Origin of the sequence: Kitasatospora sp. NPDC056181, from assembly GCF_042266225.1 — a bacterium.
GTDB lineage: Bacteria > Actinomycetota > Actinomycetes > Streptomycetales > Streptomycetaceae > Kitasatospora.
On the sequence record NZ_JBHJUK010000060.1, the window covers coordinates 26,605 to 49,742 of the forward strand.

Annotated in this window: 23 protein-coding genes; 13 read left to right on the forward strand and 10 right to left on the reverse strand. The window is 74.1% G+C overall.

Annotation, left to right across the window (positions count from 1 at the left end):
• Positions 1–52 precede the first annotated feature (52 nt).
• Positions 53–976 (reverse strand): serine/threonine-protein kinase, encoded by a 924-nt coding sequence (locus ACFC1F_RS22680; RefSeq protein WP_376160697.1) that lies wholly within the window; start codon positions 974–976, stop codon positions 53–55.
• An 88-nt stretch (positions 977–1,064) separates the two neighbouring features.
• Here ACFC1F_RS22680 and ACFC1F_RS22685 point away from each other — a divergent pair, with 88 nt between their 5' ends.
• The 3 genes from ACFC1F_RS22685 (at position 1,065) to ACFC1F_RS22695 (ending at position 3,239) form a co-directional block, all read left to right on the forward strand.
• Positions 1,065–1,610: an RNA polymerase sigma factor gene (locus ACFC1F_RS22685; RefSeq protein ID WP_376160699.1), complete on the forward strand. Its 546-nt coding sequence runs from the start codon at positions 1,065–1,067 to the stop codon at positions 1,608–1,610.
• Complete coding sequence (locus tag ACFC1F_RS22690) at positions 1,607–2,443, forward strand: hypothetical protein (protein WP_376160701.1); 837 nt, start codon at positions 1,607–1,609, stop codon at positions 2,441–2,443. The genes ACFC1F_RS22685 and ACFC1F_RS22690 overlap by 4 nt, the downstream gene beginning before the upstream one ends.
• A 94-nt stretch (positions 2,444–2,537) precedes the next feature.
• Positions 2,538–3,239 (forward strand): hypothetical protein, encoded by a 702-nt coding sequence (locus ACFC1F_RS22695; RefSeq protein WP_376160703.1) that lies wholly within the window; start codon positions 2,538–2,540, stop codon positions 3,237–3,239.
• Positions 3,240–3,426: 187 nt separating this feature from the next.
• Here ACFC1F_RS22695 and ACFC1F_RS22700 read toward each other — a convergent pair whose 3' ends face one another.
• Positions 3,427–6,765 carry a BTAD domain-containing putative transcriptional regulator gene (locus tag ACFC1F_RS22700; protein ID WP_376160737.1) on the reverse strand — a complete coding sequence of 1,113 codons (3,339 nt, stop codon included), beginning with the start codon at positions 6,763–6,765 and terminating at the stop codon, positions 3,427–3,429.
• Between the two features lie 93 nt (positions 6,766–6,858).
• Here ACFC1F_RS22700 and ACFC1F_RS22705 point away from each other — a divergent pair, with 93 nt between their 5' ends.
• The 4 genes from ACFC1F_RS22705 to ACFC1F_RS22720 all read left to right on the forward strand — a co-directional run bounded on the left by ACFC1F_RS22705 (position 6,859) and on the right by ACFC1F_RS22720 (position 8,892).
• A complete protein-coding gene (locus ACFC1F_RS22705; RefSeq protein WP_376160705.1) occupies positions 6,859–7,524 on the forward strand; it encodes a hemerythrin domain-containing protein in 666 nt (221 codons plus the stop codon).
• A 108-nt stretch (positions 7,525–7,632) separates the two neighbouring features.
• Positions 7,633–8,025 (forward strand): DUF4267 domain-containing protein, encoded by a 393-nt coding sequence (locus ACFC1F_RS22710; RefSeq protein ID WP_376160707.1) that lies wholly within the window; start codon positions 7,633–7,635, stop codon positions 8,023–8,025.
• 220 nt (positions 8,026–8,245) lie between these two features.
• A complete protein-coding gene (locus ACFC1F_RS22715) occupies positions 8,246–8,494 on the forward strand; it encodes a hypothetical protein (RefSeq protein WP_376160709.1) in 249 nt (82 codons plus the stop codon).
• Positions 8,491–8,892: a DNA-binding protein gene (locus ACFC1F_RS22720; RefSeq protein WP_376160711.1), complete on the forward strand. Its 402-nt coding sequence runs from the start codon at positions 8,491–8,493 to the stop codon at positions 8,890–8,892. Before ACFC1F_RS22715 ends, ACFC1F_RS22720 begins: the two co-directional genes overlap by 4 nt.
• 138 nt (positions 8,893–9,030) lie before the next feature.
• Here ACFC1F_RS22720 and ACFC1F_RS22725 read toward each other — a convergent pair whose 3' ends face one another.
• The 4 genes from ACFC1F_RS22725 to ACFC1F_RS22740 all read right to left on the reverse strand — a co-directional run bounded on the left by ACFC1F_RS22725 (position 9,031) and on the right by ACFC1F_RS22740 (position 12,209).
• Positions 9,031–9,534 carry a hypothetical protein gene (locus ACFC1F_RS22725; RefSeq protein WP_376160712.1) on the reverse strand — a complete coding sequence of 168 codons (504 nt, stop codon included), beginning with the start codon at positions 9,532–9,534 and terminating at the stop codon, positions 9,031–9,033.
• Positions 9,535–9,679: 145 nt separating this feature from the next.
• Entirely contained in the window at positions 9,680–10,168 is a 489-nt protein-coding gene (locus ACFC1F_RS22730) for a hypothetical protein (RefSeq protein ID WP_376160714.1), read from the reverse strand.
• Positions 10,168–11,793, reverse strand: a complete 1,626-nt coding sequence (locus ACFC1F_RS22735) for an alpha/beta hydrolase (protein WP_376160716.1) — start codon at positions 11,791–11,793, stop codon at positions 10,168–10,170. Before ACFC1F_RS22735 ends, ACFC1F_RS22730 begins: the two co-directional genes overlap by 1 nt.
• A 2-nt stretch (positions 11,794–11,795) precedes the next feature.
• Complete coding sequence (locus ACFC1F_RS22740; protein ID WP_209417206.1) at positions 11,796–12,209, reverse strand: hypothetical protein; 414 nt, start codon at positions 12,207–12,209, stop codon at positions 11,796–11,798.
• A gap of 130 nt (positions 12,210–12,339) precedes the next feature.
• Between ACFC1F_RS22740 and ACFC1F_RS22745 the strand changes: the two genes are divergently transcribed.
• The 6 genes from ACFC1F_RS22745 (at position 12,340) to ACFC1F_RS22770 (ending at position 19,026) form a co-directional block, all read left to right on the forward strand.
• Complete coding sequence (locus ACFC1F_RS22745) at positions 12,340–12,960, forward strand: hypothetical protein (RefSeq protein WP_376160718.1); 621 nt, start codon at positions 12,340–12,342, stop codon at positions 12,958–12,960.
• Between the two features lie 155 nt (positions 12,961–13,115).
• Positions 13,116–14,810, forward strand: coding sequence for a flavin monoamine oxidase family protein (locus ACFC1F_RS22750; RefSeq protein ID WP_376160720.1), 1,695 nt, complete (start codon positions 13,116–13,118; stop codon positions 14,808–14,810).
• Between the two features lie 470 nt (positions 14,811–15,280).
• The gene (locus ACFC1F_RS22755; RefSeq protein WP_376160722.1) at positions 15,281–16,141 is read left to right on the forward strand and encodes a hypothetical protein; all 861 of its coding nucleotides are present in this window, start codon (positions 15,281–15,283) and stop codon (positions 16,139–16,141) included.
• Positions 16,142–16,193: 52 nt separating this feature from the next.
• On the forward strand, positions 16,194–17,048 hold the full coding sequence (locus ACFC1F_RS22760) for a hypothetical protein (RefSeq protein ID WP_376160723.1): 855 nt from the start codon (positions 16,194–16,196) through the stop codon (positions 17,046–17,048).
• Positions 17,045–17,908 carry a hypothetical protein gene (locus tag ACFC1F_RS22765; RefSeq protein ID WP_376160725.1) on the forward strand — a complete coding sequence of 288 codons (864 nt, stop codon included), beginning with the start codon at positions 17,045–17,047 and terminating at the stop codon, positions 17,906–17,908. The genes ACFC1F_RS22760 and ACFC1F_RS22765 overlap by 4 nt, the downstream gene beginning before the upstream one ends.
• Positions 17,905–19,026: a hypothetical protein gene (locus ACFC1F_RS22770; protein ID WP_376160727.1), complete on the forward strand. Its 1,122-nt coding sequence runs from the start codon at positions 17,905–17,907 to the stop codon at positions 19,024–19,026. The genes ACFC1F_RS22765 and ACFC1F_RS22770 overlap by 4 nt, the downstream gene beginning before the upstream one ends.
• A 102-nt stretch (positions 19,027–19,128) precedes the next feature.
• On the opposite strand, the gene ACFC1F_RS22775 is transcribed toward ACFC1F_RS22770, so the two are convergent.
• The 4 genes from ACFC1F_RS22775 to ACFC1F_RS22790 form a co-directional block, all read right to left on the reverse strand.
• The gene (locus ACFC1F_RS22775) at positions 19,129–19,761 is read right to left on the reverse strand and encodes a hypothetical protein (RefSeq protein ID WP_376160729.1); all 633 of its coding nucleotides are present in this window, start codon (positions 19,759–19,761) and stop codon (positions 19,129–19,131) included.
• Positions 19,758–20,345, reverse strand: a complete 588-nt coding sequence (locus ACFC1F_RS22780) for a hypothetical protein (protein WP_376160731.1) — start codon at positions 20,343–20,345, stop codon at positions 19,758–19,760. Before ACFC1F_RS22780 ends, ACFC1F_RS22775 begins: the two co-directional genes overlap by 4 nt.
• A complete protein-coding gene (locus ACFC1F_RS22785) occupies positions 20,342–21,004 on the reverse strand; it encodes a hypothetical protein (protein ID WP_376160733.1) in 663 nt (220 codons plus the stop codon). The genes ACFC1F_RS22780 and ACFC1F_RS22785 overlap by 4 nt, the downstream gene beginning before the upstream one ends.
• The coding region (locus tag ACFC1F_RS22790) for a hypothetical protein (protein ID WP_376160735.1) at positions 21,001–23,138 on the reverse strand (2,138 nt) is incomplete at its 5' end. The genes ACFC1F_RS22790 and ACFC1F_RS22785, both read right to left, overlap by 4 nt.

The following is a 23,138-nucleotide window of genomic DNA, read 5'->3' on the forward strand; positions in this document are numbered from 1 at the left end:
GCCGCCGACCGGCCCGACCCCCTGGACCGCATGGGGACCGAGCCTGCCGGATTCAACGCTGCAGCCAGCTCAGCAGGGTCGTCGCCGTGAACACCGCGCCCGACGCCAGACAGACCGCGCGCGGGGTCAGCCACCCGGGGCCTTCCCGGACGGGCCCCGGGGACTGGGACTGCGGGGCCGGAGCCAGCAGCAGGTCCGCGAAGGCCCGGGCGGTCGGAGGTCGGTCCGCCGGCTCGACGGACATCGCGGTCCGTAGCAGCAGGGCGACGTGCGGTGGAAGCTCCGCTCCTGCCGGGAGCGCCGGCAGCGTCCAGGCGGTCGGCTGGTCGGTCATCAGGGCCGTGGCGCGTCCGCCCGGGCCGAACGGCTTCTGCCCGGTCAGCAGCTCGTAGGCCACGACGGCCAACGCGTACACGTCGGCCCTCGCGTCGATCCCGCCGGTCTGGAAGGCCTGTTCCGGTGCCATGTACGCGGGCGTGCCCGTGGTCACCGTCAGCCCGGATGCGTCGGCCAGGTGCTTCGCGCTGCCCAGGTCCGCCACCAGCACCGCGGCGGGCGCAGGGCCGGTGGAGAGCAGAAGGTTGGACGGCTTGACGTCGCGGTGCACCACGCCCGCCTCGTGCAGGACCTGGACCGCGTAGCCCGCCTCCGCGGCCAGCCGCAGCGCCTCCTGCGGGTCGCACTGCCCGACCCGGTCCGCCAGGGTGCCGCCGCGTACGTGGTCCATGACGAAGTAGGGCCGGTCCTCCTGCACCCCGACGTCGTGCACCCGGACCACCCGCGGGCTGGCGATGCGGCGCAGCAGCCTCGCCTCCGCCAGGAACCGCTCGCGCACATCGGCGTTGGCGGCCCAGTTCTCGGCCAGCACCTTCACCGCGACCTCGGTGTCGAGCTCCGGATCGTAGGCCTTCCAGACCGTCGCGAAGGAGCCGGCGCCGAGCCGCTCCAGGAGGAGATAACGGCCGAGCTTGTGCATGTGGCAGCATTTTGCCGGAGTCGGAGGGAGTGCGGAACTCCCGTTCGGCGGGGTGGGATGCCAGGCGGGACGAAACGGGGGGATCCGGGTGTTCGAGGAAGGTGAGCTGGAACGGCTCGTGGCGGCTGCTCAGGCGGGGGACCAGGGGGCGAGGGAGTACCTGCTGGCCAAGCTGCGGCCGGTGGTGCTGCGTCGCTGCTCGCGCTTCCTGCCCCACCACGCCGATGCGGAGGAGGCCGCGCAGGACGCGCTGCTGTCCATCAGCACGCACCTGGGCGAGTACGGCGGCCACGGCTCCTTCCTGGGCTGGGTGACGGTGATCGCCTCGAACGCCGCCCGGTCCACCTACCGCTCGATGCGCCGGCGCGCCGAGGACAGCCACGCCGACCTCCCCGAGTCCGTCGACCCGCGCACCACCAGCGTCATCGCCGGGACCCGGCTCGACCTGATGGAGGCGCTGGCCGCGCTGGAGCGGCAGCACCCCACCCTGGTGGAGTCCTTCGTGCTGCGCGACCTGGGCGACCTGACCTACGTCCAGGTGGCCGAGGAACTGAACGCCCCGCTGGGCACGGTCAAGGACCGTATCCACCAGGCCCGCCGCTTCATGCGCGGGCGCCTGGTCACCGGTCTGTGAACGGCGGCCGCGCCGTCGTCCGGCCCCGGTCCGCCGTCGCCGCCCTGGTGGCAGCCGCCGCGCTCGGGCTGGCGACCGGCCGGTTCGTCCTGCCGGCGCCCCCCGGCGCCACCGCGCACCCGGCAGCGCGGTCGGGTGCCGCGGTCGGCGGGGCGTCCCAGGGCGCGTCCGCTCTCGCGACGCCCGGCGGGTCCGTCCCGACGCCCGCGACCTCGGCCTCCGGCTCCGGCTCCGCCTCGCCGACCGGTGCTACCGGGCCGGTGACGACCGCGAACCTGCTGGAACCCGCGGCGTTCAGCCCGGAGTTCGGCACGGGGCGGATCCACGTCACCGACCGGGAGGGCGACGGGGCTTACGCCAACGCGGCCTGCACCGGCGAGAAGACCCTCGCTCAGACCCTCGGCGGGCGCGGTGCCCACTTCCGCGGGCTGATGACCAGCCCCCGAAGCGACCCGGACGACCCCACGGTGGCCGCCGAGCGCGACGGCCAGGTCGCCCGCGAGGTCGCCGCCGAGACCCCGAGCCCTTCCCGGGCGCAGAACTTCGCCGACCGCCTGCTGCTGGAGGAGGTGCCCTGCCAGGAGGAACCGCCAGGGCACTGGGTCTACGGAAGGACCACGACGCAGCAACTCGCCCCCGACATCACCGCGAGCTGGATGGGCTACTACCCGGGATCGCTCAACACCACCGGCAGGGCGCCCGAGGGCAAGGAGCCCTGCGGCGGCATCGCCGTGCTGCGCAGCGGCAGCCACTACGCGGTGCTGGAGGTCCACGCCTGCCTGGGGACGGCCGCGATGGACCGCGTCGTCAGGACCGCTCTGTCACAGCTGTGAAACAGCGGGTCAGGGCTCCAACTTTCCCTCCTCGGGCGGCATCTCCCCGGTTGTACGAGGACGCAGCAGGCGTCCCGACCAGCAGGGGGACCAGATGACCGAGAACCAGACCGTCCAGCGGAAGTCCGTTCGCCGCAACCGGGTCGCCGCCGCGGCCTGCTTCGCCGCCGCACTGATCACGGCGAGCGTCGTCGGCACCCAGTCGGCCACCGCCGACGGTGCCGCGCACGACGCCGCGCACCGCACCGCGGTCGCCGCCGCCCACCCGGCTGCGGTCACCGCGCCCGGACTCGGCTCCGCCGACCTCGTCCAGAGCGAGGACTTCCAGAAGGGCATGAACCCGGTCGGCGCGACCGTCGCACTGACCGGACGCCAGGCGCTGTCCGCGTGCTCCGGCGAGGAGACGATGCGCGACCTGACCAAGGACAAGGCCACCGCGTACGCGTCCGTGGACTGGACCTTCGACACTCCCGGCATGCTGATCGAGTCGGCCGCGAGCGCCCCCACCGGGACCGAGGCCGCCACCTGGGAGAAGCAGCTCGTCGCGCTCGTCGAGGACTGCCAGGACGAGCCCGCCGGCCACTGGCACTACGGCGCCGCCCACGCCCTGACCGTCACCGGCGGCACCGCCCGCTGGTACCCGGCCTACAACGGCGACGGCGCCGCCACCGGCGGGGTCGCGGTCCTGCGCAGCGGCACCAGGGTCGCCATCGTCGAGCTCACCGGCCAGCCCACCGACGCCCCGAACTACGTCGAAGGCATCGCCACCGCAGCACTGAAGCGTCTCTCCTCCTGAACACGGCAGCCCGGCCCCGCCCGCTCCGCCGGGCGGGGCCGGCCCCGAACCACCCGGCACGGCCCGTACGACAGCGCGGTCGAGGCCGGGAACATCCCCGGCTGCGTGCAGCCCGGCTCGGCGTGCGACGGGTGAACGAGGCTTGACCGAGGTGGCCGGCGCCCACGACCGCCTTCCACGACCCCGGTCAGCCGCTGCCGCCGCGCCCCAGGGCGGTGCTCCACCGTTCGGCGGTGGCGGCCGCGTGTGCGAAGTGCGCGGCCGCCTCGGCGTCGCGGCCGAGCAGGCGGGCGAGTTCGCCGAGCGTGTACGCGACCGGGCGGATCGCCAGGGTGAAGCCCGAGGAGGGCGGCGGCGCGTCACGGTGGGGGAGCAGGGTCGAGTACAGTTCGTCGGCCCGTTCCTCCTCACCGAGCGCCACCGTGGCCATCGCCCGGAAGGTCGCGAAGACCTTGAGGAGGTAGTCCGTGCGCAGCGGCCCGACCCGGGCGAGGACGGTGCGGGCCTCGTCCTGCCGCCCGGCGGCGCACAGGGCCGCCGCGAGCAGGTCCGCCATCGGCGGGCCGTACTCCTCGGTCAGCCGCCGGGCCTGCGGGACGAACTCGCCGAGCCTTCCCTGAGCGGTCCGAATCGTCGCCGTCGCGATCTGCAGGAAGCCGTCGGCGTGCGGAGAGCCCTGCCGGGCCATTGCGGCGGTGGCTTCGGCGTACAGCTCCTCGGCGTCCCCGGTGCGCCCTTCGATCAGCGCCCGCGTCGCCAGCGCGGTCTGACCGACCACGACGGGCCCGGGCATCCGGTAGGCCCGGGCCAGTTCCACGCACGTGTCGACGTGGCCGTAAGCACCGGCGACATCGCCTTCGGCGGCGGCGGCGGTCGACAGGCTGAACAGACCGAACCAGCGGAAGGCAGGGAGGTCGTGCTCGGTGGCGAGCCGGACGAGCTCCTCGCTCCGCAGCGCGAGCCCGCCCCCCTCGCGCTCGACGTCGAGCTCGCGGACCAGCGCCGCGAGCGCCCTCGCGCGAAGGCCGGGATCCCCCAGGGCCGTTGCGATCTCCACGGCTTCCTCGGCCGCGGCCCGCACCCGCGGGTTCCGCTCGTCGGACAGCTCGGCGCAGTAGGCGAGCAGCAGTCCGCACCGGGCGGCGGGTGTCAGGTCCGGCAGGTCCAGCGACCGGCCGAGCAGGGCGACGACGGGCTCGTCGACCGTGCCGTACGGCCGGGTCTGCCACGGCGTGGGCTCGGACCACGCGGTGAGCGCGCGGACCACCAGCTCGCTCCGTCCGGTGCCGACCGCGCACTCGATCGCCCGCTGCCGGGTCGCGCGGGCGGCCATGACCGCCCCGGCCCGCACCCGGGCGCGCAGCAGCCTGCCCAGCAGGTCGACGCGTTCCGCCTCCCGGTCCTCCGACGGGCCGGCCGGCGTCCGGTCGAAGCAGTCCAGCGCCGCGGCGAGCAGATCGGCCGCCGCGTCGTGGGCGTAGCGGGCGGCCGCCAGGTCGGCCGCGCGCAGGCAGTAGTGAACTCCCTTGGCGGCCGTGGCCGATGCCGCCGACCGCGCGAAGTGGTGGGCCAGCGCGGACACGTCGCCCGAACCGAGCCGCTCCAGGCCGGCCGCGATCCGCCCGTGCATGCGCCTGGCCCGCAGGCCGCTCAGATCGGCGAGCAGCGTGTCGCGCACCAGCGCGTGCGTGAACCGGACGCGGCCCGGGGCGGGCTCGGTCAGCAGCCCGGCGACCAGACCGGCGTCCAGCGCGCCCAGGACTCCGTCCTCGTCGGTGTCCGCAGCGCCGACCAGCAGCTCGACGTCCGCCTCGCGCCCGACGACCGCGGCCAGCCGCAGCACCGCCACCACCGCCTCGGGGAGGCGTCCGAGCCTGCGCCGGACCACGTCCCGTACGCCCTCCGGCACCTCGGACAGGGCCACCAACGCACCTTCGCTGCCGAGCAGTCGGGCGCTCTCCCAGACGTAGAAGGGGTTTCCGCCGGTGCGTTCGGCGAGCGCGGCGACCGTCCCGGCGTCCACCGGCCCGGTACCGGCCGCCTTGATCACCTCGGCGACGGCCGCCGCGGGCAGCCCCGGCAGCGGCACCCGCAGCGGCGAGCGCCCCGCGAGCACGGCGAGCTGGTCCGCGAGCGGGCCCCCGGTCTCGTCCGGACGGTAGGCGGCCACGACCAGGACCGGTGTCCCCGAGGGCAGGTCGGTCAGGCCGGTCAGCAGCGCGAGCGTCTCGGCGTCGGCCCAGTGCAGGTCGTCCAGCAGTACGGCCAACGGCCGCTCGCGGGCCACCGCCGCGAGCCACTGCGACACCGCGCGGTTGAGGCGGAACCGGCCGGCGGCCACGTCCTCGTCGGGGCCCCGGCCGGACGCGCGGTCGGAGAGCAGCGGGGCCAGGACCTCGGCCGACTCGGCCGGGGGCGGTGCGGCGGCGGCGATCGTCCGCAGCGCCGCCACCCAGGGCCACGCGGGCGGCGCGCCCTCGTCGTCGGTGGCCTGGCCTTCGGCGACCAGCCAGCCGTCACCACGGAGCCGCTCGCCGAGCCGCTCCAGCAGCTCCGACTTCCCCAGACCCGCCTCGCCGGTGACCAGCGCGACCCCGGGCCCCGCGCCGGCCGTCCGGCCGGCGGCCTCCACCAGCCGGGCGAGTTCGGCGTCGCGGCCGACGAACAGGCGCGTGCCGGTCGCGGGGCGGTGCGACGGAGCCGGGGCGTTCCGGCCTTCGGGCGAGGCCGGCGGCCGGTGCTGCGGAACCTCCGTCGCGGCCTGCAGCACCGCGGTGCGACCGCCCAGGATGGCCGCTTCGAGCTCGTTCAGCGCCGGCCCCGGATCCAGACCCACCTCGGCCGCCAGGACGGCGCGGGCCCGGCGCAGCGTCGCCAGCGCGTCGGCCTGCCGGCCCGCCGCCCACAGCGCCAGTGCGTGCAGGCGCCAGCCCTCCTCCCGCAACGGCTCGTCGAGCGTGAGCAGTTCGGCCTCGGGAACGGTCACGGCGGCATCCGCCGACCTCAGCCCGGCGACCACGTTCAACTCGCGTGCGACCAGCCGCAACTCGTCCAGACGGGCGACCTCGGCACGGGCCCAGGAGTCGTCGACGAACTCGGCGTACGCCGTGCCCTGCCACAGCGACAGTGCCTCGCCGAGCAGGCGCCGCGCGGCCTCCGGCCGCGACTGCGAGACTTCGCGCGCCTCGTGGAGCAACCGCTCGAACCGCCAGGCGTCGACGGCACCGTCGGGCAGGCGCAACGCGTACCCGGGTGGTGCGCTGACCAGCAGGGTGGCCGGAGTGCGCGGCGCCCTTCCGGGCTCCAACAGCCGTCGCAGGTTCGACACGTACGCCTGAAGTGACGTCACCGCCCGTGCGGGCGGGGCGCCTTGCCAGATCTCCTCGACCATCCGGTCGACCGAGACGACCGCGCCGCGCGCCACCGCCAGCCGGGCCAGCACCGCGCGCTGCCGCCGGCCGCCGAGCGGGACGGGCCCGCCGTTCCACTCGGCCGTGAAGGAGCCGAGCACGCGTAGGGAGACCATCACCAGGCACATCGTAGACGGCCCGCCCTCCTCCGGGCGTTCCTCCAAGTCGCTTCCAAACGCCCTCCAGGAGCCCCCGGCGAGGCTTCTCGCATGGACACCACGAACGCACCCGTACAGACCCGTCCGAACACCCGCGAGATGGTGGTCATCCACCGCGGAATGCGCCGCGAGTCGCGACTGCTCATCGAGCTGATCGCCGCCGTGGCTCCCGGAGACACCACCCGCGCCCGTGTGCTGGCGGACCACTTCCGTGACTACCGGCTCGGACTGAGCAACCACCACCACGGCGAGGACGCGTTCCTGTGGCCTCCGCTGCTGGCCAGGGTCGACCTCGAAGCCGACCTCGTCCTGCGGATGGAGGCCCAGCACGAACGCGTCGCCGCCACCCTCGCGGCGGCCGAAGCGGCCCTGGCCGCTTGGGAGCCGGGGGCCACGGAGGCGGAACGCGACGCGCTCACGGCCGTCCTCGCCGAGCACCGCGCGGTCCTCGTCGAGCACCTCGACGAGGAGGAGACCTCACTGCTCCCGCTCGCGGCACAGCACTTGTGGCTGCACGAGTGGAACGCGATGGGCGAGCACTTCCTGGCCCACACGCCCAAACCCAAGCTGCTGTTCTTCCTCGGCATGGTCCTGGAGGAGGCCGACGCGGCCGAACGCGCGGCGATCCTCGGCGGCCTGCCGCTCCCCGCCCGACTGCTCTGGTACGCCGTCGGCCGCGCGCAGTACGCCCGCGCCACCCGCCGTGTCCGGGGCTGACCACGCCGACCGCCTCCGCCCGGACCGCCCCTACTCCCCGACCACTCCCCGACCACTCCCCGACCACTCCCCGAGCACTCCCCGAACTCCCCGAAAGACAGGAAAGCCATGAAGCGCTTCACCACCGTCCTCTCCGTCCTGAGCGGCCTGTTCCTCCTGTACATCGGCCTTCTCTACCTGCTGGATCCGCAGGCGTCCGCGGCCGGATTCGGGCTGCCGAGCTGGCCCGAGCACGAGGGCACAGGCTTCCTCACCGTCAAGGGCGGGCGTGACATCTCGATCTGCCTGGGCGTCTTCGCGCTCCTGCTGACCGGCCACCGCAAGGCCCTCGGCTGGGTGCTGCTGGGGCTCGCCTTCGCGCCCCTCACGGACATGCTGACGGTTCTGGGCAACCACGGGTCGGCCGCCACCGCGTACGGCGTCCACGGCCTCGCCGCCGCGGTGGTCGTTCTGAACGCCGTACTCCTCCTGCGCGAACGCCCCACCCCGCCCGTCGCCTGAGCAGGCCGTGCACGCAACCGCGGGCGTGTCCGGGAAGGGCCCGACCGGCCGGGGGCCGCTCGGGCCCCGAGCACCGGCCGGCGTCCCTCCCCGGCCCGCCGGCGGATCTTCCGTCCTTCGGCCCGCCGGTGGACGAGGATCACCGTGCTCCAGCGCATGCGGTCGACCCTGTGCCGGCAAAGGCCGGCGAAGCCGAGGCATACCGCAGTATGCTCGTGTCATGGCGGCTACGACGCGGATCACGGTCACCCTGCCCACCGAGCAGGTGGCGGAGCTGAAGAAACTGACGGACAACGTCTCCGGCTATGTTGCCGAAGCGGTCGCCCGGCAGATCAGGCACCAGTTGCTCGGTGAGGAGCTGCGCCGCTACGAGGAGGCACACGGCGCGTTCACGGACGACGAGCTCGCCGCCGCGCATACGAAGATCTTCGGCCCGGCCGGGCCCGGGAACGCGGCGACCGCCGCGTGAGCGAGCGCGTCGAGACCGTCGTACTGGACTCCCAGGGAGTATCCGCCTGGATCTCACAGGACCGTGGCGTGCTCGCGATGATCCGGTCCTTCCACTCCATGGCGGCCGATCTGGTGGTCTGCGCCAACACGATCGTGGAGGTCATGCACGCCCGGGTGAGCGCTCCTCGGCTGAACTGGGTGCTCTCACAGGTCAAGATCGAGGCGGTCACCGAGCAGGCCGCCCGAGCCTCTGCCGAGTTGCTGAAGCAGGCGGGCCTGCACGGCCACAAGTACGCGATCGACGCGACCGTCGCCGAGATGGCACTGCGCCAACCGGGACCGGTGGCGATGCTCACGTCGGATGTCGACGACATGGCCAAGCTCTGCGGCGGTCGAGTCCGACTGATCGCGATCTGAGGCCGGGCAGCTCCCGGGCACCCTTGGTGAGCGTTTCCGCAGGTCAGGCTGCGGTGGGCGAGCGGACAGACCGAGGTTGTGAGGGTGCCGAGGGGTCCGCCCGGTGGCGGTCACGCCGTCCCCGCGGCGCGACCGCCGCTATCCTCCGGCACGGCCGCGTGGCCGGCCGGCCACGCGTTTCACCAGCCGGGCCGTGAAGTCGCCGGCATCGACGATCGAACTCCATCGCCGGTAGCAGAACCGCATCACCGTGCTGCGGATCTTCTGCAGCTTGAACCACCGCGGGAGTTCGCGGAACGGGATGAACGTCAGAACGTCCGAGACGGGGTCCTCCGCCTGGCCCTTGGGGCCCATCTCCCGCAGTCGTCGGTAGATCCCCGGCGACAGTCTCCCGAACACCCGCGTCATGTCTCCGGCGGCCGTGCAGCCGCGCTCGCGCGTGGTGAAGTCCGCCGACCGCAGTGCCCGCTCCACCCGCGACGCGACGACGTCGAAGTCCTCGCAGCTGAAGACCAGCCGGATGACGGCCGTCCCGACGTAGGGGTCGCCACGATCGAACGCCGCATCGATCTCGGCCGGTGTCCGGATCCTGTCCAGCTTCTGCGCGGCGCTCTCGGGGGTGTCCTCCGGCAGGTCGGTCACGTCGTCGTCCTCCTTCGCGGTTCCTCGGTCTCCTCGCGGACCCGGCGGCGCCGCGGTCGAGGAGGTCGCCACGCGTGCCTCCGGCCCTCCGGCCCTCCGCCGCCGGACCGGCCCGGGGTGCCCGGGCCGGTCCGGTGGCGCGCTCCTAGCCGGGCGGCTTCGTGCCGTCCGGCCAGACGCAGGGGGAGACGAAGCCGATCTGCAGCGTCCGTTCGGCGTCGCCGATCTCCATGATGCTGGCGGAGAAGTCGTTCGACTTGTTGGTGAAGTAGAGCGACGTCCCGGAGCCGGTCGAGGTGAAGCCCAGTGCCTCGGCCTTGCTGCGGAAGGCGGCGACGTACTCGGCGTGCTTCGCCAGGGGGACGCCGGGCAGCGTCTTCTCGGTGACGGCGTTGACCCGGCCGTCCTCCTCGGAGACCGCGTCGTCCTTGAAGCAGTAGCCGTCGTTCTCCCGCCCGGCGGCGGCGGTGACGGGCTGGGGGAACGCGGCCAGTACCTGGGCGATGTAGTCCTGCGTCCGCTGTTTCGCCTCGGCCCGGGTCATGGTCGGCCTGTCGGAGTCGTGGCCGCACGCCGCGACCGTGAACAGCAGTGCCAGGGCCGCGGCCACCCGCCGGGTGCTCGTCCGCTTCATCAGCCGGTCCACTTCCCGGCCGCGACCGCGCCGAACGCCGCGACCGGCGGTGTCCCGGGCTTCCAGTAGTGCGAGTGGTCGGTGTCCCCGGCCGGCAGGTGCTGGGCGCCGAACTCGTCCGCCACCGGGTCGGTGCCGAACAGCAGGCCGGTGCGCGCGGCGTTCTTGATCATGGTGTCCTCGCTGCCGCGGCACACGTAGACGTGGGAGGGGTCGATGTTCAGGTCCTTGGCGTGGTCGACGCCGACCCCGGGGCTGCCGACGAGGATGACGTCGTCGACCGGGGGCCTGAGGTCCCGCATGGTGAAGCCGACGGTGACGCTGCCGTAGCTGTGGCCCATCAGGGTGTTGTGGGACGGTGCGCCCTCGTGGGTGGTGCGCAGGCCGGTCTGGAAGCGGGCGAGGTCCTTCTCGGCGTTCTCGGCGTACGAGTTCGACGAGGCCTCGGGGACGAGGTTCTGCGGCGCGTCGTAGCCCACCCAGGCGATGGTCGCCGTCGTCTTGGTGCGGTCCGCTTCCGCGGCGGTCTTGGCCATCTCGTCCGCCTTGTCGATGTCGCCGGGAGCCTGGCCGAAGCGGGCGTGCGTACCCGGGACGAAGGTGAGCACGTTGTCCGCCGTGTCGGGGTTGTTGATCGCGATGATCGCCCGCCCCTTGCCCGTGGTGTCGAAGCCCAGCAGGAACGCCGGCCGGCCGTCACGGGCCTTCAGCTTGTCGCCGTTCAGCCGGCTCTCGATGGTGTTGATGCTGTCGAGCTTCTCCTGTGCGTCGTCGTGCAGCGTCTTCCACGCGCTGTACATGGGGTTGGTGATGATCCCGCCCGGGGTCACGACGGTCTTCGGCGGCTCCGGGCCCAGCTGGTTGAGCTGGGTCTGGAGGTCCTGCTTGGTCCGCGCCATGCGGATCTGGTTGGCCTCGTCCCGGGTGACGGCCGGGATGCCGTCGAGGTTGCCGATCTGGTCCGGGTGGTTGAGGACGAACCGGTGCTGCTGCTCGTCGGTGAGGCTGTTCCACCAGGCCTTGACGGCGTTGGGGTCGGTGCCGGCGGGGGGCGCCTGGTCGAGGGCGGCGATGGCGTCCTGGTCGGCCTTGGCGGTGCCGGCGTCCAGGCCGGTTCCGCTGGTCGCGTTGTGGGAGAGGTGGTTCAGCCGCTTGGCGATCTCCCCGTCGGAGTGGTCGGCCTCGTTCAGCGCGTCGGTGATCCGCTTGCTGATGTCCTTGGCGGCCGCCTCGGCGCCGTCGCCGGCGTAGTTCGCGGAGGTGGGCTCGTTGTCCCAGGTGATGCGGCCGTCGGCGGCGACGTTGAACTTCTTCGCCTTGGCGTCGTCGAGGGCCTTGATCAGGTGGGACTGGGCCGCCGCGAAGGCCTCGGCGGCGTCGGCGAGGGCGCGGCTGACGAAGGAGATCTCCTGGCGGGCGGCCTGGAGCTTGGTGCTGAGGTCCCGGATCTCCGCCTGTGCCTTGTCGGACGTGTCGCCCGTCCAGTGCGAGGCGGCCAGCCGGTCGGCGACCTCGCGCTGCCACGCGTCCACGTGCTGCCCGAAGGCGGTGGCCAGGGCGTCGTAGGCGTTCTTGGCGATGGTGATGTTGGTGATGTTGGCGTTGTACAGCGTCGCGATGTCCACGGCTACCGGTCCTTCCGGCCGGCGCCTGCGGTCTCGCTCGCCAGTACCGTCCCGAACGGGTCGGTGGCGGCGCCGGCCGGTGCCCCGCCGCCGGCGGCCGCGTTGCTCCCCCGCAGGTGCGCGTAGGCGCTCTGCTCGCCCTGGCGGTAGCCGGCGGCCGTCTGGACGAGCTTGCTGCCGCAGGCGGACATGTCGCCGCCGAGCTTGTCGAGCAGCGTCTTCCAGTTGGTGCTGCAGCTGTGCAGGGAGGCGGCGGTCTGCCAGCCCGCGAGGGTCGCCGACGCCTGGTCGCTCGGAGCGGTGATCTTCGTCGTCTCGCCCGGAATCTGCCCGCCGATGTGTTGTGCGCTCTGCCCGCAGCCGTCCAGTGCGGCCGGATCGACCGTGAATTGCGAGGCCAGATCAGGATTTGGCATGTGAGCTCCCCCGAGCGTTCTCTGCGGTCGGGGCCCCTGCCCCGCCACCGGTCACGGTATCCGACCGAGGCGCTAGTCTTTCCGCCGCACCTGACAATCTGATCATGCGTTAAACGGGGGTTCTTTCAGCATGTCTGCTTTCCGGGGAACGGTCACCGTCCAGCGGGTGCTCGGCGTCGGCCTGGTGGCCGTCGCGGCGCTGGGGCTCACCGCCTGCGGGCCGGACAACTCCTCCGACCAGGCGGGCGGCGGCGCGCCCGCCACCACGGCCCCGGCCACCAAGGCGCCGACCGCCGCGGCCACCGGTTCCGCGGCGCCGACCGGCGGCCAGACCGGCAAGACCGGCGGGGCGGCCAAGCCCTCGGCGGGGGCGAGCGACGGGCCCGAGGGGTTCTGCGACGCCACGCCCCTGCCGGCGGGTCAGAAGTGGGTCTACCCCGTGAAGGGGACGACGGCGACCACGCTGGTCTACAAGGACACCAAGACCGCGTGCGGCGTCAACGACGTCGTCTTCCAGCCGACCGGCGCCGACAAGAGCGCGCCGTTCGCGCCCACCGCCAAGGGGCACCTGAACTCGGTCATGACGGCCTCGAAGGACGTCAACGTCGCCGACCTGGTGAAGCACATCGGCGAGTGCCTCGCCGACCCGACCGGCACCAAGGGCTTCTACCCCTGCTCGGGCGGCGACTACAAGATCGCGATCGACTCCTCCGGCAAGGTCGTCGAGGCCACCGAGCGCGCCCACTCCTGAACCGGGTCACCGGGTCCCCATAGCCGGACCGGGCGCGACGCGCACGGTGGCAGGCCGTCAAGCCTTTGACGGGCCCGGCTACAGGCTGCTCCTGCCGTGGCGGGGGCGCCGGCCAGCACACTGGGCCGGCCGCCCCCGCACGGAAGGACTCCCACATGCCGCGTTCCGAACAAGCCCGCCTCCTGGGGAAGTTGGTGGCCGATCAGGCCGCCGCCGACCGGCTCGGGATGCCGGTCGGCGAGTACCGCGGACTGCGCGACGAGGCGCGGTCCGAGCCGGACGGTCCGTCCCGGCGCCGGCTGCTGGCCCGGGCCGCCGCGCTCGGCCTCGGCGCGGCGGCCTTCGGGCCGGCCGGCGTCCGGCCCGCCCGCGCGCAGAGCGCCGTCGCCGAGAGGTTCACCGGCCCGGCGCCCCGGATCGCCGTCATCGGCGCCGGCATCTCCGGTCTCAACGCCGCCCTCACGCTCGCCGACAAGGGGGTCGCCGCCACCGTCTACGAGGCCAACCCGGACCGGATCGGCGGCCGGATGTACTCGGGGGGCGGAGCGGTCCGGCCCGGCCTCTGGCTGAACGGACAAGTGTCCGAGTACGGCGGTGAGTTGGTGGACACCGGGCACCACACGGTGCTCCGTCTCTGCCAGCGCTTCGGGCTCGGCACCACCGACGTGGCGGCCGCGTACGGGTCGCAGGCCGAGCAGCACTTCTGGTTCCACGGCGGGTACTACCCGAGGGCGCAGGCCGACGACGACTTCAAGAAGATCTGGCAGCTGATCAAGTCCGACGTCCAGGCGGGCGGCTCCGGTCCGACCTGGAACGACCACGGCGAGGCCGCCGTCCGGCTGGACCGGACGTCCGTCCGCGAGTGGATCGACTCCCGAGTGCCGGGCGGGTCCTCCAGCCTCCTCGGGGCGCTCCTCGACGTCGCGTACAACGTCGAGTACGGAGCGGACACCACCGACCAGTCCGCGTTCGCCCTGCTGCAGATGCTCTCCTGGCAGGCCCAGCCGGGCAGCTTCAACATCTGGGGCGGCTCCGACGAGCGGTACCACATCACCGGCGGGAACGACCAACTCCCTCACGCCGTAGCCGGGGCGCTGCCCGCCGGCACCGTCCGGCCGGGTCACACGCTGACCGCCGTCACCCGCAACGCGGACGGCTCCCAGACCCTCGACTTCGACCTCGACGGCGGCGGCACCCGCACCGTCACCGCGGACCACACGATCCTGGCGCTGCCGCTGCCGATCCTCCAGCAGCGGGTCGACCTCTCCCGGGCCGGGCTCGACCCGATGATGACCGGGGTGCTGCGGAACATGCGGATGGGGGCCTGCACCAAGCTCAACATGCAGTTCTCCGGCAGACCCTGGCGCGGCACCGGCCCGTGGCCCGGCGTCTCGGCCGCCGAGTGCTTCGCCGACCTGCCGTTCCAGCAGGCCTGGGACGTCACCAAGGGGCAGCCGGGCGGCAGCGGCATCCTGGTGCAGTACGGCGGCGGCTCGCTCGCCCGCGGACTCACCCCGCCGGCCGCGTTCACGGACGCCTCGACCCCGTACACCCGGGACCTGGCCCGCGACTACCAGCGCCAGATCGACGTGCTCTGGCCCGGCACGTCCGCCGCCTGGAACGGGCGGGCCACGCTGTCCGCCTGGCACCTCAACCCGTACTCGTACGGCGCCTACTCGTACTGGCCGGTCGGCTACCTGACCGGCTGGGCGGGGTACGAGGGCACCGCCCAGGGGCGGCTGCACTTCGCCGGCGAGCACACCTCGTACGACTTCCAGGGCTACATGGAGGGCGGCGCCTCCGAGGGCGCCCGGGCGGCGGGGGAGGTGCTGGCGGCGATCGGCGCGTAGCGCGCCCGGCGCGGCGCAGCACCGGCGGTACGGCGCGGTACGGCGCATGCGGCTGCGGCCCGGTGCGGTGCGGTGCGGGTCGACGTGGTGGCGAGGGCGGGTCGGCAGCGGCGGCCGACCCGCCCATTGCGGTTCGATCACGGCGTGTCCGAATAGTCGACCATGGGTGGGAGTGCGGCGATTAACTTTGTTGGCAGGGGAGTGGACGGGCTCTCATAATTCCTGGTGAGACGCGTGACGGTCGGTCCGGGGAGCCACGGGGGGTGGCCCGCGAGGGGCCCGTGCGCGACATTCCACATGTCCCCCGGGGGAGTTCCTTGTCCGCGCCCGAAAACGTGCCGTCCGCCGCCGATCCGGCGAACACGGCGTCGTCCGAAACCGCTTCCGCACCCGATTCCGCTGCCACGTCCGCGCCCGGTGGCGGGTCCGATTCCGCTCCCGCTCCCGTGGCCGCGCCCGATTCCGCTCCCGTGACCGCGCCCACGTCGGCGTTCGCGCCCGGGGCCGCGCCCGTCGAGGGCGTCGCGTCCCCGCGACGGCTGCCGCGCGCTGTCGGAGTCGTCCTGGCCACCGCCGGCCTCCTCGCCGTGACCGCGGCCAGCGCCGCCGTCACCGTGGCCGTCGGCAAGCCCGACCCCGGGCCGGCGGTCGTCGCCGGAGCGGTCGGTGCCTCGCCGAACGCGGGGCAGAACGGCCGCAGTGTGAGTCCGGGCACCGGCCCGGGCGCGTCGGCCTCCGCCACCGCCCAGGCCACGCCCACCGCCGCGCCGACCACCGAGGCACCGGCCACCGCCGCGCCCGCACCCAAGCCGAGCAGCACCGTCAAGGGCAGCGTCAGCGGCGGCAGGCACGACGGCGACCTGCGCTACTTCCTGCTCCCGATCCCCGACGGCGGCGAGTCCTACGGCCCGGCCGACGGCATGACGATGACCGACGACGAGGTGGCCGCGAACTTCGGCAACCAGGACGGCATCATGCGCATCCTCGGCTCCTACGGGTACAAGGAGGCCGCCAACCGGACGTACCGCACGGCGGACGGCAAGGCCGAGGTCACGGTGACCCTGATGCGCTTCGCGTCGACCGGGGGAGCGGGCGACTTCGCCAGGAACTACACCATGAAGCTGGACCCGATCGACATCGACGGGGACCCGAACGCCCACGGCTACGTGCACAAGCCCAAGCAGCAGGCCTACACCGGCTCGATGACCGGCATCTCCAGCCAGGGCGACGTGCAGTACACGATCGACGTCGACGTGAAGGGCAATCCGGACAAGGCACTGCTGAGCGAACTGATGAAGCGCCAGCGCGAGTGGCTGTCCTCCGGCGGCTGAGTTCCGCCGCCGCCCGCGTCCGCCGTCACCCTTCCCCTTCTGGAGCCACTCCGTGACCACCGAACCCGTGGAGCCGTCGCCCGCCGACGCGCCCGCGCCGGTCGCCGCACCGCCTGCCGAGCCGCCGGCCGCTGCCGCACCACCGGCCGCCGCCGCGCAGCCCGCACCGGCGCCCGCCCTCCCGTACGCCTTCCCGCCCGCCGAGGCGCCCGCGCCCGTCCGCCGCCCCCGCCGCCCGCGGCCGGTGCTGCTGCTGGTGTCCGGGCTGGTGCTCGGCACCGTCGTCGGCGGCGCCGTCGGCTACGCGGTCCAGGCGAGCCGCCCGCCGACGCCGCTGCCGCCGATCCAGGTCGCGCTGCCGTCCTACCCGGCCGGGTCGGTGGACCCGGCGGCCGTGGCTGCGGCCGCGCCGAAGCCGCTCGCCATCGACGGCGACCTGCGGAAGCTGCTGATCTCCGCCCCCTCCGGCAGCACCGCGTGGGGCGACTACCCGGACACCCCCAGCTGGATCTCGGTCGGCGAACTCGCCGAGCACAGCGGCCGGTCGGCGGAGGCCTTCAAGAACCTGAACGCCAGGGAGTTCCGGCGCGCCGCCGAGGTCGACTGGATGAAGGACGGGCTGAAGGTCCGGGTCTCGCTGATCCAGTTCTCGGCCGACCGCGCCGCCGAGGCCAAGTCCCGTGCGTCCGGTTACCGGCTGAAGCCGTTCGCCGACGACGCCAACGGCGGCTACCAGGTCGACAGCGAGGCCTCGTACTGGGCCGAGACCACCGAGCAGTTCTACCTCGGCACCGCGCTCGCGCAGCGCGGCACGGTGGTGATGGAGATCAAGGTCTTCGGCACCCAGCCCGTGGACCCCGAGGTCCTGAAGGGCCTTGCCAAGCAGCAGTGGGAGCGGCTGGTATGAGCGACAGCAGCGTGACCGGGTCCACGACCCCCGAGCCGGCGCCCGCCCCCGGGGCGCCCCTGCCGCCGGCGTTCGCCGCGGCCCCGTCCGCCCCCGAGGCGCCGGCACCGGCGGGCCCCGCCCCGTCCTCGCGCCGCCTCCTGCGCGCCACCGGCGCGACCGTCGCGGCGGCCCTGGTCGGTGTGGCCATCGGCATCGGCATCATCAAGACCCAGTACGACGACCCCGCGCCCGTCACCGTCGCCGGGCCGACGGCCGCCCCCGCCCCGACCGCCACGCCGACCCCGTTCGGCGCCAAGTCCAACGGCAACCACTTCGGCTCGCTGCGCGACCTGCTGCTGCCCGTTCCGGTCGGGTACTCGCTCGGCCCGGACGAGGGCGGCTACGGCAACGACGTCGAGCTGAGCGCCGACCAGCTCTCCGCGGAGCTGGACAACGACCTCCTGCAGATCCCCAAGGACAAGCAGGAGAAGCTGCGCCAGTACTGGGAGGGCCTGCACGTCAAGGCCACCGGCGTGCGCAGCTACAAGGCCAAGGCGGACGACCTGGTCATCGGCATGAAGCTGCGCCAGTTCAACCAGCAGGAGGTGCAGAAGCTGAACGAGTACACCGCCGTCTTCACGGGCGACACCGGCATCTTCCGCATCGGCCCCGCGATCCCGAACCACCCCGAGGCGCACTGCTACCTGATGCCCGCCCCGCCGGCCGCCCCGATCGACTACCTGGAGTGCTCGGCAGCCGAGGGCGACCTCCTGGTGGTCATGACCGCCGAGGGCGTGGCACCGCTGCCCAAGGACAGGATCGTCGCCCTCTTCACCCAGCAGCTCGACCGCCTCGCCACCCCGGGAGCGTCCGCATGACCGACCACGCCACCCCGCAGGACAACGCGGTCGCTCCGCAGGACGGCGCGGTCACCCCGCAGGACGGCGCGGCGACCCCCGCCGACGCGCCCGCGCCGCCGCCCGTCGCACCCCCGGCCGCGTTCGCGCCGCCCTCGCCGGGGGCCGTCACCGGTGCGCCCGCCGCCGCACCCGCCGACCCGTGGGGCGTCCCCGTCGCCCCGCCGGTCCCCGAGCCGCTGAGCCCGGAGGAGCTCGCGGCCCGCCGCACCCGCCGGCGCCGCGCGGCGGTGCGCTGGAGCGCCGCCGTCCTGGTCTGCGCGCTCGCCGGTACGGAAGCCGCGGTGGCCGTCACCACACCCGACCGCACGGACATCCCGGGCCTGGCCACCGAGCGCGACGGCCGCTACACCTTCCCGGCCCTGGTCCTGCCGCCGCTGCCCTCCGGCAAGGCCGTGCCCAGGGAGAGCAAGAGCCGTCACGCCGCCGACCTGCGGTACCTGCTCCTGCCCGCCCCCAAGGAGGCCGGCGGCTCGCTGGCGCCGGTGGTCTTCCCCAGCCCGACCGCACCGGCGAGCGCGACGGCCTCGGCGGCCGCGTCCGGCAGCCCGGCCGCGAGCCCGACCGCGGGGGCCACGCCGTCCGCCGCCCCCACCACCGGGGCGCCGACCGCCGGGGCCACCGCCGCGGCCACGGCCGACTGGGTTCCCTGCGACGCCCTCGCCGGCGAGCAGAAGGACGCGGCCAAGGTGCGCGCCCTGCTGCTGCAGAACGCCTGCCGCGCCGCGACCGTCCGGGAGTGGACCGCCACCGACGGCACCCGCACCCAGATCCGCCTGCTCGCCTTCGGCGGCTCGCCCGAGGCCTGGGACGTCTTCGCCGACCTGCGCGCCAACGGCGACCCGAAGGACGTCCCCGGCCTGAAGACCGGCCCGACCCAGGGCTGGGACGAGGTCAACGGCGTCGACCTCGCCACCCGCGAGACCCCGGCCACCGGTCCGGACGCGGGACCGACCGGCCGGGTGGCGTACCTGTCGGCGGGCGACGTCCTCGGGGTCGTCACCATGACCAACCCCAAGGGCGTCAGGACGGCGGCGTTCCGCCAGGTCGTCACCCTGCAGTCCGACCTGCTGGCCTGATCCCCCGGGCTGGCGGCGCCGTCAAAGTGCCGCCCGCCCGGGAGGGCGCCGCCCCGGGGCACCGCCCCGCGCCGCCCCGGTGCGCACCCCCCGCGGGGCGCGTTACGCGAACCGCACCGGAGTGGCCGGCCAGTCGACCGGGCCGGTGCAGCCCAGCACCTGCTCCGCCGCCTGCCGGCTGAGCACGACGGCCAGATCGGCCATCGTCTCCTCGCCGGGCCCGGTGGCCGGCGGCCTGTCCCGCGGGCCGGCCTTCACCGTGGCCAGGTAGTGGGCGGTGCGTTCCTCCCCGGTCTCCGGCGCCTTGACCGCGCAGTCGAACCGGAGCACGCCCGTGCGGTGGTCGGCCCCGCCGCCGTCGAACCTGCGGGCCCCCTTCGGGAGCGCCCGCGCGGCGGCGTCGGCGCGTTCCTCGGCCGTCCGCGCCGCCTCGACCTCGAAGGAGAGCGCGTGCTCGCCCTGCCCGGCGGCGAAGCAGCGCAGCCGGGGTGGCCGGCCGTCCTCCGCGGGCCGGTAGTCGCTCTCCACCCGGACGGTGCGGGCCGGGCCCAGCAGCCGGCCGACCCGCTCGTCGGCGAGGGCGCCCCGGCACTCGCCGTGGCTCAGCGACACCGCGGGCGGGTGGTCCGCCGCGGCGTCGAGGTACGCGTGCCAGCCGGCCAGGCCGCCGCCGAGCAGGACCAGGACACCGAGGGCGGCGCCGGCCCGTCGTGCGCCGTCCGCGGTCGCCCTCACGCGCACACCGCCTTCCGGTAGGCGCCGAGCAGGCCCGAGGCGATGGCCTCGAAGTCCGCCCGGTCGCCGTCCGGGTGCCCGGTCCGCGCGGCCTCGCCAGGGGCCACCTCCACCACCACGTGCCGGATCGGCTGCTGCTTCCCGGGGCAGTACTCGGCCACCGCAGCGCCGGCGGGCCAGGAGGCGGAGCGGGAGCCGGCGTCGAAGCTCCTCACCTCGTCCGGCCGGGCGTCGCCGACCGGGAGCGGCTCCACGGAGCCGTCGTGCACGGTGGCCCGGACGGTCAGCGCCGTCCGGCCGTCCACCCGGACCGAACAGCCCTTCGGGTCGGTCGAGAGCACCCAGCGGGAGAGACGCTCCTCGGTCTCCTGCCCGCCGTCCGGCAGCAGCCGGCCGAGCGGCGTCCCGGCCGCGGTGGGCAGGTCGCACAGCGTCGCGGCCCGGCCGGGGGGTTCGGCCGGCCGGTGCCGGTCCCAGTCCAGCCAGCCGACGGCCCCGGCGCCCGCGACGGCCACGCCGAGGGCGCCGAGCACCAGGCGGCGCCCCGTCGGCGGGTCGGCGGCGGTGCCGGTCCGGAACGTCACCCGGAGGTTCCGGACGGGGTCGGCGCGGCGGTGGCCGGCGAGAGCGTCGGCTCCCCGCTCGGCCAGGCGACCGGAGCGGTGCAGCCGAGCACCCCGCCGGCCGCCCGCCGGGCGCTGTCGGTGGCGAGCCTGGCCCAGGCCTCCGGGGTCCACCGGGCGGCGGGCGACTCCGGTGCCGGGCCCGAGGCCCGGTACGGGGCGGCCTCGGCGGTGAAGTAGAGCGGCTTGCCGGGCTTCGCGTACGTGCCGTCGCACCGGAAGGTCAGCCGGGCGCCCCACCGGGTGACCTGGCTGCGGTCGCCGAAGCCGAGCGAGTAGACCTGCTCGCCGGGCTGCGATTCGGGCCCCTTGAGGCCGCCGCCCGGGGTCTCGCTGCCGGTCAGCCGGACGCTGAGCCCGAGGCCCTTGGCGGCCTCCGCCGTGCAGCCCAGCAGCTGGAGTCCGGGCTGCTGGGCGGCGTCGAGCTGCTTGTCGAGCTTGTACGCCGGGGCGGCGCCGTCGTCGAGCAACGCGCCCGCGCGGTCGGTGGCGACCACCCCGTCGCACGCCGTTGCGCCGCCGGCGGCCTTGCCCGAGTCGTCGCCGCCGCACGCGGTGAGGCCGAGGACGGCGGCCAGGACGAGCCCGGCGGCCGCTGCGGGGCGTGCTGCGCGCGTCATCCGGAGACCGTCCCGTTGGAGCTCTGGCTGCCGCCGGAGCCGTCGGTGTAGCCGTCGAGGGCCCGGTCGCCGGCGCTGTCGGCCAGCCGCCGGACGTCCTCGGGGCTCAGCTTCGTGCCGTTGGCGGCGTCGATGACGGCCTGCTTGGCGCCGAGCGCCGTGCCCTCCCGGCCCTCGGCGACGTAGTCGCGTCCCTCCTGGCGGCCGTCCTCGGTGGTGTCGCGCTCGTTGGCCTTGACCACGCTGTCGGTGATCTCCTCGACCAGGAAGTTGGCGGCCTCGCCCGCGATCGGCACCTTCTCGGTGACGGCGCCGATCGTGGTGGTGAACGCCGTCTTCGCGTAGCCGGCGTTCTTCTCCAGCGCCTCGTTGTACTCCTTGTCGGAGGTGGCGTGCTCCTGGTGGACCTCGTTGATCCGGGCCTCGTTGAGGATGCCGCCGATGACGCCGCCGGCCCGCGAGGTGGAGTCGATGTCGGACTCCAGCCGGGCGAAGTCGGTCCCGTTCTCGATGTGGCCGCGGACCAGCGCCGTGGAGTAGGCCTGGTTGGCGTTGGCCACCGCGCCGTACGCGTCCGGGTCGCGGCCGAGCGCGTCCAGCAGGCCGCGGACCGGGGCCTCCTTCAGGTTGGCCGGGGCGCCGTTGACCGGCAGGTCGTCCTTGTGCGGCGAGAGCGCCCGCTGGACGTCGCCGATGTAGTCGGCGGACATGTGCCCGAGGCTGTCCCGCAGCGGGGCGAACTTGGCGTCCTCGCCCTTGAGGTCGTCGAGGACGCCGCCGTTGCCGTGGGTGCCGAAGGTCTGCACGACCTTGTTCATGACGTCGGCCTGGTCGGCGGTGTGCTTGGCCGGAGTGCCGGAGTGGTCGTCGTAGGCCCGGCCGGTGGTGGCCGCCTCCAGCGCGTGGCCGAGCGCGTCCGGACCGCTCTTCATCCCCGCCTGGCGCAGTTCGTTCTTCTGCGAGACGGTGTCCGGCGTGTACTCCTTGTCGTGCGTGAAGTAGTCGAGGTAGTCGGCGGGCTTGGCCTTGCCGTTCGGGTTGACGGTGCCGTCGGTGTTGTAGGCGGTCGGCGCGTCGTGGAAGAACTTGGTGGCCGCCTCCGGGCTGTGGCCCAGCGCCTCCAGGATGGCCGTGGTCGGCTCGAAGCCCGAACCACCGTCCTGGCCCAGCAGGTTGAAGCCGCGGCGGTCGCTGCGCGGGCCGAACACCGGGGCGGGCCAGTACTTCTCGTCGGTGTCGAGCTGGGTGACGTGCTCGGCGATGGGGTTGAGGAAGTGCGGGTCGTAGTCGCCGGTGCGCAGGATGCCGGACAGCACCTGGTAGCCGTACGGCGCGTAGTCCATGCCGCTCTGCCGGTAGGGCTTGTCCCAGAGCGGTTCGGCGCCGGCCTTGCGCAGGTCGGCGGCCCACTGGTCGGGCAGGTGGGGCACGTTGGTGGTGCGGGTGGCGGTGGCCAGGTTGAGCCCGAGGTTCTTCTGGAGCTCCTGGTACTGCTTCCACCGGGCGTCGCTGGCGCCGTTGAACTGCGACTCGTCGCCGACCATGCTGTTCCAGGCCTGGAGCGTCCCCTTGGGGCCGAGGTCCTGGTAGAACCGGGTGGAGAACAGCGGGTCGTTCTGGTTGGCGGCCAACAGCGAGTTGAGCTCGGTGAGTTCGGCGTCGGAGATCTTGCCGCCCTTGCCCGCGAGCTGGGCGGCGCGGATGCCGTCCGCGTCCGGGCCGGCGCCGACCGCCTTGGCGTTGAAGGACTTCAGGTCGTCGGGGGCCGTCGCGTCGGAGCGCAGTGCCCAGGCGGCCCGCTCGTCGGCTTCGGTGGCCTCCTGGACGGCCGAGTCGATCGCCTTCCGCGCCGCCTCGGCCTTGGTGCGGTACTCGTCGTTGTAGGCCCGGCTGGCGTCCGGGTCGTGCCGGGTGGCCGAGTCGGCCGGCGGCCAGCTGACGGTGCCGTCGTCGGTCACGGTCAGCCCTGCGCCGCGGGCGTCGGCCACCGCCTTGTCCAGCTTGGCCTTGGCGGCCTTGAAGTCGTTCCCGGCGTCCTTGAAGACCGAGGCGATGGCGGTGGCCTCGGTGACGGCGGCGGTGAGCTGCTCGTTGACGCGCTGGAGCTTGGGCCGGGCCTGGTCGGCCGAGGGGC